We start from the raw sequence: 17,062 nt of genomic DNA, 5'->3' as shown, positions 1-17,062 counted from the left end.
TTATTAGCTTAAACCATATATATGCAGACTTTACTGATTATTACTTTTGTAATTGGCTATTTGGCCATTGCTTTTGAACACCCTATTCATCTTAATAAAACCGCTACAGCCTTGATTACAGGGGTTTTATGCTGGACAATCTACATCCTCTTTGCTGATGAACCAACGTTGGTTGGGGAGGAACTGTCCCACCATTTAGGGAGTGTTTCTGAAATCCTCTTTTTTCTATTAGGAGCCATGACGATTGTTGAGTTAATAGACGCTCATCATGGATTCAAGATTATTACTGATAAAATTACTAGTAAAAACAAGGTTGTTTTATTATGGATTATCGCACTCATTACTTTTTTCTTGTCTGCTGCTTTAGATAACCTTACTACGGCTATTGTGATGGTTTCTGTGTTGAGAAAACTGATTAGGGACAAAGAAACTAGGATGCTTTTTGCAGGGGTTGTGATTATTGCGGCTAATTCAGGGGGTGCTTGGTCGCCGATTGGTGATGTTACGACTACGATGCTTTGGATTGGCGGACAAGTTACTGCTACTGCTATCATGAAAGGCCTGTTATTACCAAGTTTGGTTTCGCTCATTGTGCCTCTGATTTATCTTTCTTTTACGATGAAAGGAAATATCCAAGCCTTTGATTCAAAAGATATAAAGGCCGACAAGAATATTCCGTTGGCTCGCAAGCATTCTATTATCATGTTGATAGCAGGCTTAGGAATGCTATTATTAGTGCCTGTTTTCAAAACGGTTACTCATTTACCTCCTTATATGGGCGTTTTGTTAGGGTTAGGTATTGTTTGGGTGGTTTCTGAAATACTCCATCATGGCAGAGATGAAGCCGAACGCAAGCCCTATACGGTGGCTTATGCATTGAGTAAAATTGATTCTTCGAGTATCTTGTTTTTCTTGGGGATACTCTTGGCAATTGGCTCTTTAGAGGCTACTCATCTGTTAACAAATTTGGCTTCGTGGATGGATACTACTATTGGTAATCAAGATATTATTGTCATTACAATCGGCTTGGCATCGGCCATTATTGATAATGTTCCTTTGGTGGCGGCTTCGATGGGAATGTATGATTTAGCAAGTTTCCCCACTGACTCTAAGCTCTGGGAATTTATGGCTTATTGTGCTGGAACGGGCGGAAGTATCTTGATTATTGGCTCAGCTTCGGGTGTGGCAGTGATGGGAATGGAAAAGATAGATTTTTTGTGGTACTTAAAGAAAATCAGCTTTCTGGCTTTGATAGGCTATTTCGCAGGGATTGTTGTTTATTTGTTGTAAGATACTCATGGCATGACTTACAATTAATTGGTAATTAGGATAAACCTGACAGAGTCATGCCAAGAGTATTTTTTCTATTAGAGGGTGACTTAAGTCACCCTCTAATAGAAAGTTTTTCACCGCTCAGAAGTTAATTTGCTTTTTAAGGATGCAAAATTTCCGCCTACTGGTACTGGCTCTATTTTTATCATAATCTGTGCAACTACCGCATCATTTTCTTCTGTCAAGGTAAAAGATGCCTTGTCTTGAAAATTTAATAAAAGGCGTTTTTGCAGATTCTTCATTCCCACGCCTTCGTCACTGGTTTTGTTGATGAGCTTCCCTGTATTAATCACTTTCAGGGTAAAAATATTTTGCTTATAATCAGATACAATCATCAGTTTGCCACCTAACTTATTTTTACCAATGCCATGCTTAATGGCGTTTTCTACTAATAACTGCACCGACATAGGAGGGACGCTTAGGCTAAGTGTTTCGGGTTTAATATCAAAAGAATATTCGAGTCTTTTTTCATACCTTATTTTTTCCAGAAAGAGATAATCTCTGACCAACATCAATTCCATCTCAAGCGATACCAATTGCTGATTGCCCATTGTGAGGGATGTCCTGAGTAATTGTGATAATTCAGTCAATGCTTGGCGAGCAAGTTCTGGGTCAAAAATAGTGAGCGCCTTAATGCTATTGATAGCATTAAAAAGAAAATGAGGATTGAGTTGGTTTTTCAGGTTTTCGAGCTCAGCCGTTTTCAATGACATTTCAGCATTCGCCAACTGCAATTCTTTTCTTTGTGCATTCCGATTGCTTAAGAAAAGATGGAAAAATAAAAACCAAATAATTACATAACGGATTGACTCTAGGTAAAACTGATAATAATCATACGCTTCAAGTTCGATACCCAAACTCGGTTTTCGATATCTTTGAAAACCAAAAAAATAATCAATTAAAAAAAAGCATAAGCCTAATAGCAAAGTAGCTACCAACGGAAAAACAATCATTTGTCCGTTTTCTCTTTCTCGTTTTAAATAAATTTTTGAATAAAAGTGCGTAAAAAGAATTCCTACGATGAAATTAACGCTCAAGTAGGAACCCAGGTGCATAGGGTTTTCAAAGTATTTAGTTAAAGGTTGTCTAAGAACAAGTGTTGTAAAAAGCCACCAAGAAATTTGCATTACCCAGTAAACCCTATAAGAGAAAAAACTCATGTTAGATGCGCATCGTTGAACTGATTGATTATAAATCAAACATAAAGAGTTTTTTGTTAAAAACCAATATCAATTACTAAAGGTTGAAAGATAAATTGTCCTTTATTAGGAAGATAAATTCCACGGCAACCAGCTTCAAATTGTTGAGAGAAACGCAAAAGGTGGAATTGTGCGGTGAAATCAAAACCAATAGAGGTGAAGTTGCCCGTATCCGAACCTTTGTAAGTAACTGTTCGTCCATTTTTTGTTTCAGTCCAATTATAATTGGTTTCACCTTGCCCTAAATCCATAAACAGATTAGCTTTCAATCTTTTTAGGTAAACCAATCTCCCCAAATTCCAGTCAGGGTCAAATAAAGGTAGCCTGTATTCTACCGAGCCTGTCGTCAAATCTTCAAAGGCTCTGTAGCCATACCCACGAGGGAAAAAGGTAGGGCTAGCGAAAAGATATAGATTACTGTTTGGTGCACCAATGGCATTTTTAAAGCCAGCTTGATGTTGGAATGCCGCTCTCAAACGAAGGCTATGATGCGGAAAAAATCCCGGTAGATACATACTTCCTTGCACAACCGTGAGACCTCCTTGTAAGCTACCGCCAAAGGGTAAATTCCTTGTATAAAAACTTATGCTTTGTCCCCAACGTGGTGCTATATCTCTGACCGCTCTTTTCAATTGTCTGCTATAGGCAAATGTATAAATCATCGAGCTCAACGTACCGTTAAAGCTTTCTGAAAGATAACGGTCTTGTAAATCATATCCTGATACCTGTGTGATTGCCGTATTTACGCCAACCTCTAACGATTGGTAATATTTAGAACGAGTAAAGTTAAACGGCAAAGTAACGCCAACGACGATTTGCTGTTGATTCCATTTGTCCGACCGTAGGCTATCCAAAGGGTTAGCCTTATCGATATAAATATTGGTTTGTCGCTGTCCGTTGGTATAATTGACATTTATTTTCGGATACCATGCTTCAAAGCTCAAATCTGCAAAGAATTGCCCTGTCTTCTCGTTAGCATTGTATGAATACCCTGTACTGATGGCAGTAGTACTTAGCAAATCTTGCGAAGTAATTCCCACATTCAGCTTGTTATTATTCGAGCTAAACACAGCTCCCCAACTATAAATATTAAAGATGTTGGCTTTGCTGTATGGTTTAGTGTCAAAAGTCTGATTCCCTACACTTTTAAGCAAATTTTCTCCTGCTTCTTGTCTCAATAGTGCTCCAAAAAGCTTCACTGGCTTGTTGAGGGTTTCATCAAAGGCTAAAAATTGATTGGGACTAAAAGGCATCTCTACAACTCTATGGCCATTTTCAGTAAAATCATTAAAATACAATAGCTTTCCATCAGCCGAAACAGCGGGGTTGAATGCCCCAAATTTGCGATTAGTTACCTGATAACGCTTGTTAGTGGTAATGTCGAAAGCAAAAATATTATCAATCCCCGTTACACCAGAATTGAACAAAACATAGTTCCCCGACTTGACAGGATGTGCAATGTTTTCAGTAATAGGGCTAAACAATTCTTTTTCAGCATAGCTGTCAGCGTTGATGCTAACTATATTTTTCTTGCCATTCAGTAGCTTTACTGCCAATATTTCATTGTCAGGCGTCCAGCGTGGGTGGATGTAAAATGCATTGTTTGGATTAGGAATTCTTGCTATTTCTTTACCGCTTTCAGTTGCTAGTACGACTAAATTATAGTTGTTTTCCGCAGTAGTTTCTACGACTACTATCTTGCTGGCATCATTTGATAGGGCAGGGGCTGCAAATTTGGTTTTATGGGTTATCGTTTTGGTGGTTTCCGTATTAAAGTCATACACTTTGATAACAGAGTAATCTCGCTGTCCCCAACGAACATCAAAATTAAATTCTGCCCACGCCACTTTAGTCCCAGCCACCGATAGCATACCCGCATTATTAAAAATGCCTAGTTCAATTACTTTTTCTTCCGTATTTTGTTTATCCAGCATAACAAACTGCTGAATATCTGAAAGCCCCGATTTTAAAGCTAGTATCCTGCCATCTGGTAAAATCTGTGGAAACTCATAATTGGTAAAAAACTTGTTTTTATTGGTTTGAAGACTAGCAACGGGTGTTTCTTCAATGTCTTTCAACTGCGTTTGCCATCGTTTTTTGGCATCCTCAAAGGCATTTGAATAAAGCTGTTCTGCTGTTAACCCTGTTACTTTTTTAATGTTGCTAGAGAAAGAAAAAGGGTAGAAAGGCATTCTATAAGTACCCTCCAAAATTTTATCCCAAGCATCAGCACCATATTTGGTCTTCATGTAAGACGTCATCAGATAACCATTCACATAATGATTCGGGATGAAATTTTTATATGAACCGCCAACTGCTTTGGAATAGCTGTAAGCCCCTTTGGTCAACAATTGCGTGCGCAAAGCCATGTCAAAAGCAGGGATTTTCCCTCTGCCCGAAGTCGTTAACGCTGATTCTGTTCCCACGGCATCACCCTCTGCAAACCAGTTTGGCACGGCCAATGAGTTGATGATTCCTAAGCCATTGTTCCCAAAAATGGTATAAACTAGTTTCGTAATGCCCGTAAGGGCTTTATCATACTGTACTACGTGTCTGAATTCGTGTACTGCCAATAAATCTAGCCAATTGTTTGTGCCAAGCAGGGTATAGTCTTGCGGAGGAGTAGTGTAAAATTCTGAACGACGCGGAAATAACGAAACAAAACCATTGGAAACTGTCGTTTGATTTTGAAGAAGGATAGAAATCGGACGCGGATTATGCCCCAGACTATTACTGACGGGCTGATAAACGGTTTCTAATACATTGGCCGTTCGTTGTCCTATCGACTGGATATTGGTCGGGAAAATTAAACGAAAGTGCGGTGTTTTTATCTGCGACCATTTTAAGGAGGCAGGATTTTGAGATAAATTAACTGAGTTTTCTTGAGCAAAAATTTGGCATCCCCCCAACAGGGTAAATAAAAAAATGAGTACTCTTTTCATAGATTTTACACAGTAAAAATGGATTAGGAATGTTGGAATTTGTCACGACTTCAAGACATGCGCCATAAGTATTTTTAGGAAACGTATTGCTGACGCCTAGCATGTTGGAGATAACTCCAACATCGGCACCTTACTCATTACTATTAGCGGGTGACTTAAGTCACCCGCTAATAGTAATGAGTATATAATAGGCTGTTTGTCAGTTGTTTAATTCTCGTTGACAAACTTCTCAAAGCTCAAAACTCATCACTCACACCTACAAATACTCCTCAAACCTTTCATATAAATTTATAATATAAGCTTTGTTACCATTAGGATTTTTTAAGCTCTTTGTAAATTCATACCAGAAACCATCACCAATCGAAAGAAATTTTCCTGCCGTTTTAGGGTCCGCTTTACTTGCCTTATCAGTAATAAAATCACCAATAAAAATATGTTGTAGCAAATCGCTGGCTTCTTCCCACGAAATCTTTTTATGGTCTAATACGTCCGCAATGCTTGTTGACGCCTCTACGGTTCTGTTGGTATAATGTAAATTCAATTCAAAAGTCGAAGTGCTTTTATCTTTTTCTATCTTTTTAAATATCAATTTAAAAGGCGCCTCCTTGCCATAGGTTTCATATACCGCCTGCGTAAGCTCTTGTAGTAAATATTCCCAAGCATCGTGATTAATCGGATTGCCCTTAACCTTTTGATTAATCGTAATTTCCAGAAAATTCTGTTCTTCTTCCAACGCCTTCGTGTTGAATTTTTCAGGAGTTTTGCTCAGGAGGTTTAGGATAGGTGCTTCCCATGCTTTCGACAACTCGCCAGCCCATGCCAAATCTTCATTACCTGTAAATCCTTCTTCCAAAATCTCCTCGTCGCTCAATTCGTCTCGATAAGTATAGGCAATTTCAAATTTGGTATCAATAAAGTTTTCCTTGAAATCTAAAGTCAGGAGAATTTGATGAGAGAAAGGAGGAGGCAAAATATCTGCCGTCTCGAATTTGATTTCTAATTGTGATAATTTATCTACTTTCATGCTTTTTATTAAGTAATTGAGTGATTTAATGAATGAGTGTTTTAGCGATTAATATATTTAAAATGAATACATTAGCCTTTTTTGTTAGGTCGTTTAATGTTACCTCATTACGTAAACCTCAATGTTTTTTACAAATTTAATCTTTTTATGGTGGCTTTTTTATCAATTTTTCCTGTGGGTGTTTCCGAAAAACTAAAAATCGTAAAAATGTTTTTAGGAACCTGATACGTATCTAAATCATTTTTCACATTTTCAAGCAACGTCCGCTTAATGTCGTCGCTGAGGTTATCGGTTTCAACGACTAGAATTAACTTTTGTCCAAGTCTATCATCAGGAATACCAAAAGCAAAAAATCGGTTGATAGGCAAGGGCTTTAAATAAGGCTCAAAGATATTTTCTACTTTTTCTAATTGAATTTTTACGCCACCGCTATTAATAATATTATCATATCTGCCCGTCAGTTTAAACTGATTATCGGGTAAGATTTCCACTAAATCATTGGTTTGTATCAATTCAAAATTAGTAGCCGCCGCCACGATGTTTAAACAGCTTCGTTCGTCGATACCAATCTTAACACCTTCTAATACACAAAAATGTTCGTTGCTATTGCTTCCATTTAGTTTTTTAATGGCAATGTGCGATACCGTCTCCGTCATGCCATAGGTACTATACACAGGAACTGATAATTGTTGAATTTGTTCAGCCAGTTGATTATTGGTGGCAGCTCCGCCCACGATGATAGCCTTCATCTTGTTCAATGTATCTATTTGTGCTTGGTGTTGGCTCTCTAAGATGCTTTGTAATTGCAGGGGCACAAAAGCGGCAAAATCAATAGCCTCGTTTGAGACAGCTCCAAGGGGATTATTACTAGGTGGAACAATAATCAGTTTTAAACCTAATACCATGCCTCGCACCAACATCATCGTGCCTGCAATATAATCTACATTAAGACAAACTAGCGCTACATCACCTTTGGTTAAACCAAAAGTTTTTCCAGTAAGCACGGCACTCGCCTCCATTTGTGCTCTGGTAAGGGTAATGGGCTTGGGTTCACCTGTTGAGCCAGACGTCTTTAATATAAATGTCTGTTCTTGGCTCAACCATTTTTTACAAAACGCTATTACTTTTTCGTCATACTCCGAATCTGGATTCGGTAAATGATTATAATTATCAATGATCATGGGATAGAAAAACAGAAACACTCCTAAAAACGCTAAAGATAGCATTTTTGAGGAGTGTTTTAAGTAAAAACACAATCGATTTTCTAAGAAACCTTTATTGTGTTTTTGGTACTATCAAAAACGGCGGCGAATTGTGTTAGTGGACTGACGGCTGGCCCATTGAGTACTTTTCCTGTCAAATCAAAGTTTGATCCATGATTTGGACAATTAAAACGGTTGTTATCGGGTTCAAAACTTATAGTCGTTCCTTCATGCGTACATGCCTTAGCTACAGCAATATACGTGCCAGTTTTCGTACGTGCTACAATTACATCACCGCTCACTATCGCTTTTCCATTGGTCTTTAAATCAGCAAAGCTTGCACTAGATAAATCTATCGTAAAATCGATTGTTCCATTGGCTTTTAAGTTGTTGCCTGTTATGCCGGTAGTCGTTCCTCCGCCATTGTTCCCTCCAGTATTGCCACCGGTATTAGCAGGGGTGGGTGTCGAATCGTTTTTACAACTTGTCATACAATTTTGTAAAATTATCGCCCCAACACTCACTCCGACGAGCGATAAAAATTCTTTACGTTCCATAAGATGATGATTTTAAAAGTAAATTGAGTAAGATTTAGTTTATTGCCTATACGCCAAAAACTTTGGCATAGTTGCGTTGGTTATATTAATTAACATAGAGCATGATTTAGAAAAATCGTCCATTAGTGTTCAATATTAGGCCTAATATGTCTTTATTTTGTAGGAAAAATGTCTTTTTGACAATCGTTTTTGTAAAACATTTAATTGTTTAATCTGTATTTTGTCTATTTTGTAGATTTATTATCTATATTATTAATCAATAATAAATATATTATCCATATTTATTAGTTTTGTTAGAGGTTTTTAGCAGTTTTAGTATAATACCATTATCAAATTTTATTAAAACAGGCAGCACTACGTGTTCTGGACAATCATCATTCAATAAATTAATACAAAGCCATGGCAGAATCTGAAGATAAATTTTTAAACCCTATCAATAAAGATAAAGTAGCCGAAAATCCGGGGCTACTTCCTTATGCACATACCACGGGGAGTGCCGTTATCAAACCTGAGGATTTGGGCAAAACCAAAGGGAGGTCGGTGCTGGCGATGCGTCAACAGACTGATAGACAGATGAATCAGTTGTACGAACAGATGGAGACACTCGCACGTCAGGCAAAACTATTAGCACAACGTAAAGAAATATCTGAACGTATTTATGATGCCGCTATCGGCTTTGAACCAATTATCAACGAAACCTATTATATGTACGAGAAAGAGAATGGTACAGATTTACTATCGTTGATAGCACCCAACGAATGGGGACGTTCTTTTAAATATAGTCGGTACTTGGCAAAGTGTTTATTGCTCGCCGACCACACGTGGGATGTACATTATAACGAAGAGCTTAACAAAGAATAATTGGAGCTTTGTAAATGAGTGATTAATTTTGGGTTCATTTACTTTAGAATAGCTTAAACATTTTAATATTATAATAATATGCAGTGGGAAACCCTTAAAGAATACAAAGAGATTTTATTTACTTTTCATGAAGGAATCGCCAAAATCTCAATCAATCGTCCGCAAGTGCATAATGCTTTTACGCCCTTGACGGTAAAAGAAATGATTGATGCCATGAATATTTGCCGTGATACAGAAGAAATTGGCGTAATTATTTTGACAGGTGAGGGTGGAAAAGCATTTTGTTCTGGTGGTGACCAATCTGTGCGTGGACACGGAGGGTATATCGGTGATGATACTGTACCAAGACTAAATGTGCTAGACTTACAAAAACAAATTCGCTCTATTCCTAAGCCAGTAGTGGCGATGGTAGCGGGCTGGGCTATCGGTGGCGGACACGTCTTGCACGTAGTGTGCGATTTGTCAATTGCGGCTGAGAATGCTCGTTTCGGACAAACAGGACCAAACGTAGGTTCGTTTGATGGTGGTTTTGGAGCGTCGTATTTGGCAAGAGTAGTTGGTCAGAAGAAGGCACGTGAGATTTGGTTTTTATGCGACCAATACAATGCACAAGAAGCATTAGATATGGGTCTAGTTAACAAGGTTGTACCATTAGAGCAACTAGAAGAAACAACCGTAGCTTGGTGTAAGAAGATTTTAGAAAAAAGTCCATTAGCACTAAGAATGTTGAAATCATCATTCAATGCTGAACTAGACGGACAGGCAGGTATTCAAGAATTAGCAGGCAATGCCACACTGCTTTATTATCTTTCGGATGAGGCGAAAGAAGGTAAAAATGCCTTCTTAGAAAAACGCAAGCCTGACTTTAGTAAGTTTCCAAAGTTTCCCTGATAATAAATTCCGAAAGCCTCCTAAGCTTTCGGAATTTTTATTTAGTTTTGAACCGAAGGGTATAGGCTTTGATAATTAATTATAAAAAATACTCATGGCATGAGTGTAAGGTTACCCCTTTCTATTAGCGGGTGACTTAAGTCCTACTGATTACCCACATCTTTTAAAAAGTTGAAATGAAGATATGATTATTGATAAAATTGGTTTAAATCGCCTTTCAAACCTCATCCCCCAGCCCCTTCTCCTTCAGAGAAGGGGAGCAGACTTTGTAGCTTAAAGCTCCCCTCTCTGAAGGAGAGGGGTTGGGGGTGAGGTTAATTCACATTGATTATCAATTACTTATGTACTTGTGGGTAATCGATAGGACTTAAGTCACCCGCTAATAGAAAATGATTTTTTCTAACCCATGGTCTGTGGCACACAGAACACGGGGTTAAAGAGAACAAAACAAGCACTTAGTAACCTAGCTCATTCCTAGCGAGGGACTTAAGTCCCTCGCTAGGAATGAAGGGGTTTATACCACAATTTCAATCAATACAAAAAACAAAAAAAATACCATACAATTATGAATTATTGGCTCGTAAAATCAGAACCTTTCAAATATTCTTGGGATGATTTCGTTAAACAAGGCACAGGGATGTGGGATGGCGTCCGAAATTTTCAAGCACGCAATAATTTAAGAGCGATGCAAGTAAACGACCTCGTGCTTTTCTATCATTCAAATGAAGGAATGGAAGTAGTGGGTATTGCCAAAGTAGTAAAAGAAGCTTATCAAGACCCTACGACCGAAGATAAAAACTGGGTGGTAGTTGACCTTGTCCCTGTTGAAAAACTGCCTAAAACAGTTACATTAAAACAAATGAAATCTGATGAACGACTCAAGGATTTATCACTAATCAAACAATCAAGGCTTTCAGTTACACATATTAAGCCCGAGGAATTTGATATTATTCTTGGACTTGCTCATGAGTAAACAAGCTCAATTAATTAATTTAAAAATATGAAAACCGTCTTTTTTAAAAGTATTGCTTTTTTTGTATTGATGATTACCACTATTCAATTCGCACAGGCTCAGAGCTTAAAAAGAGTTGAAATTCCGCTACCATCAAACAATTCTGAGCTTTTTACCATTCCCATCAACGAACAAGGGGTTTTGGTACTATCTCAGGTGAATAAAACTAATTTTGTGCTTTCTAGGTTCGATACCAACCTAGATCAGGTATGGTCTATCAATGGAACAATTGATGGAAACTTAGATTATGTAAAGCATAGCTATGACGGCAAAAGCCTGTACTTACTTTTTAGCCGCTATAGAAGTAATGTGTACGAGGTCATAAAAGTAAACATAGGACCAGGCTTTATCGAAAAGTATCAGATAATGTCTGTAGATAGAATGGAAGTGTCTGATTTTCAAGCTATCAACTCTTCAGTTTTTATCGCAGGGATGGTCAATAATCAACCTGTCATTTTATTTACTAATCTGGACGAACGCAAAACAAAGGTATTACCAAGTGCCTTGAAAAGTCAGGCAGAGATACAATCGATGGAATTGGACACTAGCACGGCTATCGTCAATGTAACGTACGCAGTGGGTACGCGTGGAAAAAATTACCAGTTGGTCGTAAAATCGTTTGATGAAGATGGCAAGCAAATCTCGCAAGTGGTGATGAACCCAGATAACGAATTTGCCATGATGAACGGCAAGCTAAACCTTCTCTCTGATTCAACAGAGGTAATGTTCGGAACGTATGGGCATAAAAGCTCGATAGGGTCGTCGCGTGGGCCTACTTCACAGGGTATTTATTTCTCAAAGTTGACTGACAATGAAATCACCGATTTGAAATTCCATAGCTTTACCGAATTTAAAAACTTCTTTAATTTCATGGGCGAACGCCAAAAGGAAAAGCAAGAGAAAAAGATTCAGGATAAGAAAAATAAAGGAGAAGATTTACGGTTAGACTATCGTTTGTTAGTACATGACATCATCAAGCAGGACGATAAATACATTATGGTAGCGGAGGCGTTTTATGCAGATTACCGTTATAACAATTACAATCCTTTCGGAATGTATAATGGCATCGGTAGTCCTTATAGTTCGTTTTATAACCCTTACCGTTGGGGCTATGGCTATTATGGTTTGTATTCACCTTTTAGCTCGTATTATAGTCCGTGGGGATGGGGAAACAGATACTACGGCAATCAGCAGACGTTTGATGGCTGGATTTATACCCATGCTATCGTAGCGGCATTTGATGAAAAAGGCAATTTGCTATGGGATAACAGCATCGAAATGAAAGATGTGAAAGAACAAAAACTGAGCGAGAAAGTAAAAGCTTCGATAAAAGGAGACGAAATTACGCTTTCGTACAGCAATAAAGGGCAAATTTTCACTAAAATCATCAAAGGTGATACCATTCTTGAAGATACGCAAAGCTCGAAAATAGGTACGCAAATAGAAGGAGATAAGGTAAAACAAACAACTTCTGATGCTATCGACTATTGGTATAAAAATTACTTCATTGCTTCTGGTTATCAGCGTATTACGAATGATAGCGAAGGCGGACGAAGAAATGTATTTTATATGAATAAGATTTCATTTTAGTTCAAATAAAGGCTTTTGATTAACTTGCAGCGGTATTTCAAAATAAGAGTCCGCTAGACATTATTAACCTCACCCCCAACCCCTCTCCTTCAGAGAGGGGAGCTTTAAGCACTAAGGTCTGCTCCCCTTCTCTGAAGGAGAAGGGGCTGGGGGATGAGGTTTTACAAAATAATATCTAGCGACATTCTTATTTGGGATACCGCTTTTTTTGTTGATGACAAAATCAATATAGATTCCATAGACAGCACAATTTATGCAACAAGAGATTATAAAACTTGAAACGCCCCAAAACTGGAAAGAATATCAACTGATTGATACTGGTGGTTTCGAGAAATTAGAGAAATTTGGGAAGTATATCCTGCGTCGACCAGAGCCACAAGCCGCTTGGGATAAGTCTATGCCGGATTCAGAATGGGAGAGGAGTGCCCACGCCACTTTTAAAAAAGATAAGGGTTCACAGGAAAAAGGAGAGTGGATTGTAAAAAAAGGCGTAGAAGAACGTTGGTTTATGCCTTACAAAACCAATGCCTTGGATTTGAATTTTAAATTAGCCCTTTCGTCCTTCAAACACGTCGGGATTTTTCCAGAACAAGCGTCTAATTGGGAATTTATCGTTGATAAAGTAAAAAAACTTCCTGTCAAGACCCCTAAAGTACTAAACTTGTTCGCTTATACAGGCGGGGCATCAATTGCTGCCAAACAGGCAGGTGCGGATATTACCCATGTTGATTCTATCAAGCAAGTAATTTCATGGTCGAGAGAGAACATGGAAGCGAGCAATCTTGAAAATATTCGTTGGGTAGTAGAAGACGCTTTGAAGTTCGTAAAACGCGAAGCCAAGCGTGGCAACGTTTACCAAGGCATAATACTAGACCCTCCAGCGTATGGCCGTGGCCCCGATGGTGAAAAATGGATTCTGGAAGAGCAAATAAATGAATTACTCAAAACGGTAGCACAAATCCTAGACAAAGAAAATTATTTCTTAATCTTGAATATGTACTCAATGGGCTTCTCTTCGCTAATCGTTGAAAATTTAGTAAAATGTTCTTTCAGCCAAACTCAAAATCATGAGTTCGGAGAGCTTTATTTACTAGATGACTTCAAAAAGAAACTACCTCTTGGAGTATTTTACAGATTTGCGAGTGTTTAATGAGCCAACACTTCAATAGCTTTTAGGAATACTAAAAAAAGCACGAAATAGTACACTTTTTTCATGGGTATGTATAAATTATTAGTGGTTAATTGTTTGGTACAAAAGTAGTTACATTATTATCGTTTTTCAAAATTTAATTTGCAGAAAAAACAATAATTTATGAAAAAATAATTTTGTACAAACAACTAACCACCAATGATTATACAAGCCCTGTTATTTATTACGATAGACTCTTTCGTAAAACAGTGGGAAAATGAACAATGTCAGTACTGTTGCACCAACCAACCCTCCGATTACAACAATTGCCAATGGTTTTTGTGATTCCGAACCAATGCCTGACGAAACTGCCGCTGGCAACATCCCGAAAATACCCATCAAGGCGGTCATCATTACAGGACGTACCCTTGATTGAACTCCCTGCAAAATAGACTCATGCAAGGATAGCTTTCGATGCAGGTTATCTTTGAATACTTCAATCATAATTACCCCATTCTGAATACAAATCCCGAACAAAGCAATAAAACCAATACCTGCCGAAATACTAAAGTTTGTCCCCGTCACTAGTAATGCCAACGAACCCCCAATAATGGCAAAAGGCACATTGGTAAATACCAACCCAGCATCTTTCAAACTTCCGAACATCAGGTAAAGGATAAAGAAAATAGTAATCATCGAAATCGGCACTACTTGTGCCAAACGTTTAGATGCTCTTTGTTGGTTTTCAAAATCACCCTTCCATTTCATCTCATAACCCTTCGGCAATGCATGAATTACTTTGTTTACCTCTGTTTGGGCTTCTTCAATGGTACTACCCATATCACGACCACGTACCGAGAATTTCACTGCAATAAAACGCTTGGTGTCTTCTCTGAAAATCAAACTTGGTCCTGTCAAGGTACGAATCACGGCGATTTCCTTGATAGGAATTTTCGTGCCGTTCATCGTCGGAACCATCAAATCTCCAATTTCGGCTTCCGACTTACGGTATTCTGATTGGAAACGGATACGAATATCAAACTTACGTTCTCCTTCAAACAACTGACTAGCCGTTTGCCCACCAATCGCCATTGACACTACGGCTTCAGCATCTGCCGCCTGTACGCCGTATAAGTCCATTTTTTGTTGGTCAAGCTCAATGCGTAGCTCTGGCTGTCCTAAGTTTTTGATGATACCCAAATCTTCAATACCTTTAATCTTCTTCAATACATCATTTACTTTCTCCGCTTGTTTCTCCAGAAACTCAAAGTCTTGTCCGTAAATTTTCACCGCAATTGAACCTTTCACCCCCGATACGGCCTCCTCAACGTTATCCATAATCGGTTGCGAGAAACCAAGACTTACCCCTTGAAATACATCCAGTTTCTTTTGCATTTGCTCAATCAACTGTGCTTTCGTCAGATGGCTCTTCCATTCTTTTTGAGGATAGATATCAACGTGAAATTCTACGTTATAAAAACCCGTAGGGTCAGTACCATCGTTCGGTCGCCCAGCTTGCGACATTACCTGACGCACCTCTGGAAAACTTTCAAATACTTTTCGCATATCATTAGCATATCGCACCGACTCGTTCAAACTAATACTCCGAGGCATCGTCGCCCTTACGTAAATAGAACCTTCGTTGAGTTGCGGAAGGAATTCTGTACCATGTATGGTCAATGTCCATAACCCAACAACAGTGATGATCGCAGTAGTGATAAACGTACCTCTTTTGTGCGAGAAGCAATAATTGAACAACATCATCGAATATTTCAAGACGCCATCTACAAAGAAATTTGATTTTTCTTTGACGTTCTTATCCATCAAAATACTCACCATCACTGGCACAAGGGTCAATGTAAATATCAATGCTCCCAACAAGGCCGCCCCTAGCGTCCAAGCCAAAGGAGTAAACATTTTACCTTCTACTTTCTGAAAAGCGAAAATTGGCAAAAGAGCTACCAAGATGATTACTTTAGAGGTAAAGATGGCCTTACCCATAGAAGTACCTGTGCGTTTTATCAAAGAAAGCTTGGCTAGTTTATTAAAACGCTCCATGCCCACTTCGTGTGCTTTGTGGGAAAGTACTACAATCAATCCTTCAACGACGACCACCGTACCATCAATGATAATCCCGAAATCGACAGCCCCTAATGATAGCAAGTTTACCGACATGCCCATCAACTTCAAACAGGTAAAAGCAAAAAGCAACGCCAGCGGAATAATCATCGCCACAATCAAAGACGCACGCCAGTCGGCTAAGAATATCAATACCATCAAGGTAACCAACACAATACCTTCTAAGAGGTTATGCGAAACCGTTTCGATACAAAAATCCAACAAGGTTTGGCGGTTATAAAACGTCTTGATATTAACATCAACAGGAAGAATTTTGGTATTCAATTCTTCTACTTTATCGTTCAAGCTCTTGATTACAGCCGAAGGGTCTTCGCCTTTACGCATCACCACGATACCCTCAACGGCATCGTTGTTGTTGCCTCTGCCTACTTGCCCAAGTTTCGGTAAAGCCGATTCGCTGACGGTAGCCACTGTTTTTACATATACAGGTACACCGTCGATGTTTTCAACCAAGATATTTTCAATGTCTGAGATGTTGGCTAACAAACCTATCCCACGCACTACATAAGCCTGATTATTTTTCGTAATTACATCCCCTCCAACGTTGATATTACTTTTTTGTACCGCTTGAAATACATCCAACGGTGTGATGTTATACGCCTGTAAAAGGTTTGGGTTTACGCTGATTTCATACGTTTTTACCTCACCTCCAAAGCTCACAATATCCGCCACACCAGGTACAGACCTTAAATTTCTATCAACTACCCAATCTTGAATTTCCTTTAATTTTCTGGCACTCAGCGACTTTGAATCAAGGGTGTACCTGAAAATCTCACCCGTTGGGCCATAAGGTGGTTGAATTTCTGGTTCAACGTCATCGGGCAAACTTAGTCCCTGTAAGGCGTTGTTGATTTGAATACGGGCAAAATTGTTATCTACACCATCATCAAACATCACCACAACCACTGATAAACCAAAGAGGGTAGTAGACCTTACTGTGGTTTTTTTCTGTACTCCATTCATCGAAATCTCAAGCGGGGCAGTCACAAACTTTTCTATTTCTTCCGCACTTCGTCCCGGCCATTGCGTAATAATCGTTACTTGGGTATTGGTAACATCAGGAAAGGCATCAATGGGTGTATTCAAAAAACTAAAAATACCCCCAACCACAATGACAGCCGTGAAAAAAAACACGGCAAATTTGAATTTAAGCGATAAAGCCAATAATGTTTTCATGGTATCGT

Annotated in this window: 12 protein-coding genes; 6 read left to right on the top strand and 6 right to left on the bottom strand. The window is 38.6% G+C overall.

Annotated features, from left to right (window positions below):
- Positions 1-21 precede the first annotated feature (21 nt).
- Positions 22-1,290 carry a sodium:proton antiporter NhaD gene (gene nhaD / locus J2Y60_RS19370; RefSeq protein WP_309922748.1) on the top strand — a complete coding sequence of 423 codons (1,269 nt, stop codon included), beginning with the start codon at positions 22-24 and terminating at the stop codon, positions 1,288-1,290.
- A 116-nt stretch (positions 1,291-1,406) separates the two neighbouring features.
- Here the strand turns inward: nhaD and J2Y60_RS19365 are convergent, their stop codons facing one another.
- The 5 genes from J2Y60_RS19365 to J2Y60_RS19345 form a co-directional block, all read right to left on the bottom strand.
- On the bottom strand, positions 1,407-2,492 hold the full coding sequence (locus J2Y60_RS19365) for a histidine kinase (RefSeq protein WP_309922746.1): 1,086 nt from the start codon (positions 2,490-2,492) through the stop codon (positions 1,407-1,409).
- A 56-nt stretch (positions 2,493-2,548) separates the two neighbouring features.
- Positions 2,549-5,473, bottom strand: coding sequence for a hypothetical protein (locus tag J2Y60_RS19360; protein ID WP_309922744.1), 2,925 nt, complete (start codon positions 5,471-5,473; stop codon positions 2,549-2,551).
- 256 nt (positions 5,474-5,729) lie between these two features.
- A complete protein-coding gene (locus tag J2Y60_RS19355; RefSeq protein ID WP_309922742.1) occupies positions 5,730-6,497 on the bottom strand; it encodes a hypothetical protein in 768 nt (255 codons plus the stop codon).
- A gap of 128 nt (positions 6,498-6,625) precedes the next feature.
- Entirely contained in the window at positions 6,626-7,723 is a 1,098-nt protein-coding gene (locus J2Y60_RS19350) for an AMP-binding protein (RefSeq protein WP_309922740.1), read from the bottom strand.
- A 38-nt stretch (positions 7,724-7,761) separates the two neighbouring features.
- Entirely contained in the window at positions 7,762-8,256 is a 495-nt protein-coding gene (locus tag J2Y60_RS19345; protein WP_309922738.1) for a Rieske (2Fe-2S) protein, read from the bottom strand.
- Positions 8,257-8,655: 399 nt separating this feature from the next.
- Here J2Y60_RS19345 and J2Y60_RS19340 point away from each other — a divergent pair, with 399 nt between their 5' ends.
- The 5 genes from J2Y60_RS19340 (at position 8,656) to J2Y60_RS19320 (ending at position 13,760) form a co-directional block, all read left to right on the top strand.
- Positions 8,656-9,117 carry a DUF2452 domain-containing protein gene (locus J2Y60_RS19340; protein ID WP_309922736.1) on the top strand — a complete coding sequence of 154 codons (462 nt, stop codon included), beginning with the start codon at positions 8,656-8,658 and terminating at the stop codon, positions 9,115-9,117.
- Between the two features lie 78 nt (positions 9,118-9,195).
- Complete coding sequence (gene menB / locus J2Y60_RS19335) at positions 9,196-10,008, top strand: 1,4-dihydroxy-2-naphthoyl-CoA synthase (RefSeq protein WP_309922733.1); 813 nt, start codon at positions 9,196-9,198, stop codon at positions 10,006-10,008.
- Between the two features lie 565 nt (positions 10,009-10,573).
- Positions 10,574-10,981 (top strand): EVE domain-containing protein, encoded by a 408-nt coding sequence (locus tag J2Y60_RS19330; protein WP_309922730.1) that lies wholly within the window; start codon positions 10,574-10,576, stop codon positions 10,979-10,981.
- A 27-nt stretch (positions 10,982-11,008) separates the two neighbouring features.
- Positions 11,009-12,610, top strand: coding sequence for a hypothetical protein (locus J2Y60_RS19325; RefSeq protein WP_309922727.1), 1,602 nt, complete (start codon positions 11,009-11,011; stop codon positions 12,608-12,610).
- Between the two features lie 253 nt (positions 12,611-12,863).
- On the top strand, positions 12,864-13,760 hold the full coding sequence (locus J2Y60_RS19320) for a class I SAM-dependent methyltransferase (RefSeq protein ID WP_309922724.1): 897 nt from the start codon (positions 12,864-12,866) through the stop codon (positions 13,758-13,760).
- A 216-nt stretch (positions 13,761-13,976) separates the two neighbouring features.
- Here J2Y60_RS19320 and J2Y60_RS19315 read toward each other — a convergent pair whose 3' ends face one another.
- Positions 13,977-17,054, bottom strand: coding sequence for a CusA/CzcA family heavy metal efflux RND transporter (locus J2Y60_RS19315; RefSeq protein ID WP_309922721.1), 3,078 nt, complete (start codon positions 17,052-17,054; stop codon positions 13,977-13,979).
- Positions 17,055-17,062: the final 8 nt, after the last annotated feature.

The organism is Arcicella sp. BE140, from assembly GCF_031456255.1.
In the GTDB taxonomy this organism is placed as follows: Bacteria; Bacteroidota; Bacteroidia; order Cytophagales; family Spirosomataceae; genus Arcicella; species Arcicella aquatica.
This window is presented reverse-complemented; position numbering and strand designations above follow the sequence as displayed.

Excerpts from the sequence above, each read along its gene's own strand:
- J2Y60_RS19355 (WP_309922742.1), bottom strand. The coding sequence starts at position 6,497 with ATGAAAGTAGATAAATTATCACAATTAGAAATCAAATTCGAGACGGCA.
- J2Y60_RS19360 (WP_309922744.1), bottom strand. The coding sequence starts at position 5,473 with ATGAAAAGAGTACTCATTTTTTTATTTACCCTGTTGGGGGGATGCCAA.
- nhaD (WP_309922748.1), top strand. The coding sequence starts at position 22 with ATGCAGACTTTACTGATTATTACTTTTGTAATTGGCTATTTGGCCATT.
- J2Y60_RS19365 (WP_309922746.1), bottom strand. The coding sequence starts at position 2,492 with ATGAGTTTTTTCTCTTATAGGGTTTACTGGGTAATGCAAATTTCTTGG.
- J2Y60_RS19330 (WP_309922730.1), top strand. The coding sequence starts at position 10,574 with ATGAATTATTGGCTCGTAAAATCAGAACCTTTCAAATATTCTTGGGAT.
- J2Y60_RS19315 (WP_309922721.1), bottom strand. The coding sequence starts at position 17,054 with ATGAAAACATTATTGGCTTTATCGCTTAAATTCAAATTTGCCGTGTTT.
- J2Y60_RS19340 (WP_309922736.1), top strand. The coding sequence starts at position 8,656 with ATGGCAGAATCTGAAGATAAATTTTTAAACCCTATCAATAAAGATAAA.
- J2Y60_RS19345 (WP_309922738.1), bottom strand. The coding sequence starts at position 8,256 with ATGGAACGTAAAGAATTTTTATCGCTCGTCGGAGTGAGTGTTGGGGCG.
- J2Y60_RS19325 (WP_309922727.1), top strand. The coding sequence starts at position 11,009 with ATGAAAACCGTCTTTTTTAAAAGTATTGCTTTTTTTGTATTGATGATT.
- menB (WP_309922733.1), top strand. The coding sequence starts at position 9,196 with ATGCAGTGGGAAACCCTTAAAGAATACAAAGAGATTTTATTTACTTTT.
- J2Y60_RS19350 (WP_309922740.1), bottom strand. The coding sequence starts at position 7,723 with ATGCTATCTTTAGCGTTTTTAGGAGTGTTTCTGTTTTTCTATCCCATG.
- J2Y60_RS19320 (WP_309922724.1), top strand. The coding sequence starts at position 12,864 with ATGCAACAAGAGATTATAAAACTTGAAACGCCCCAAAACTGGAAAGAA.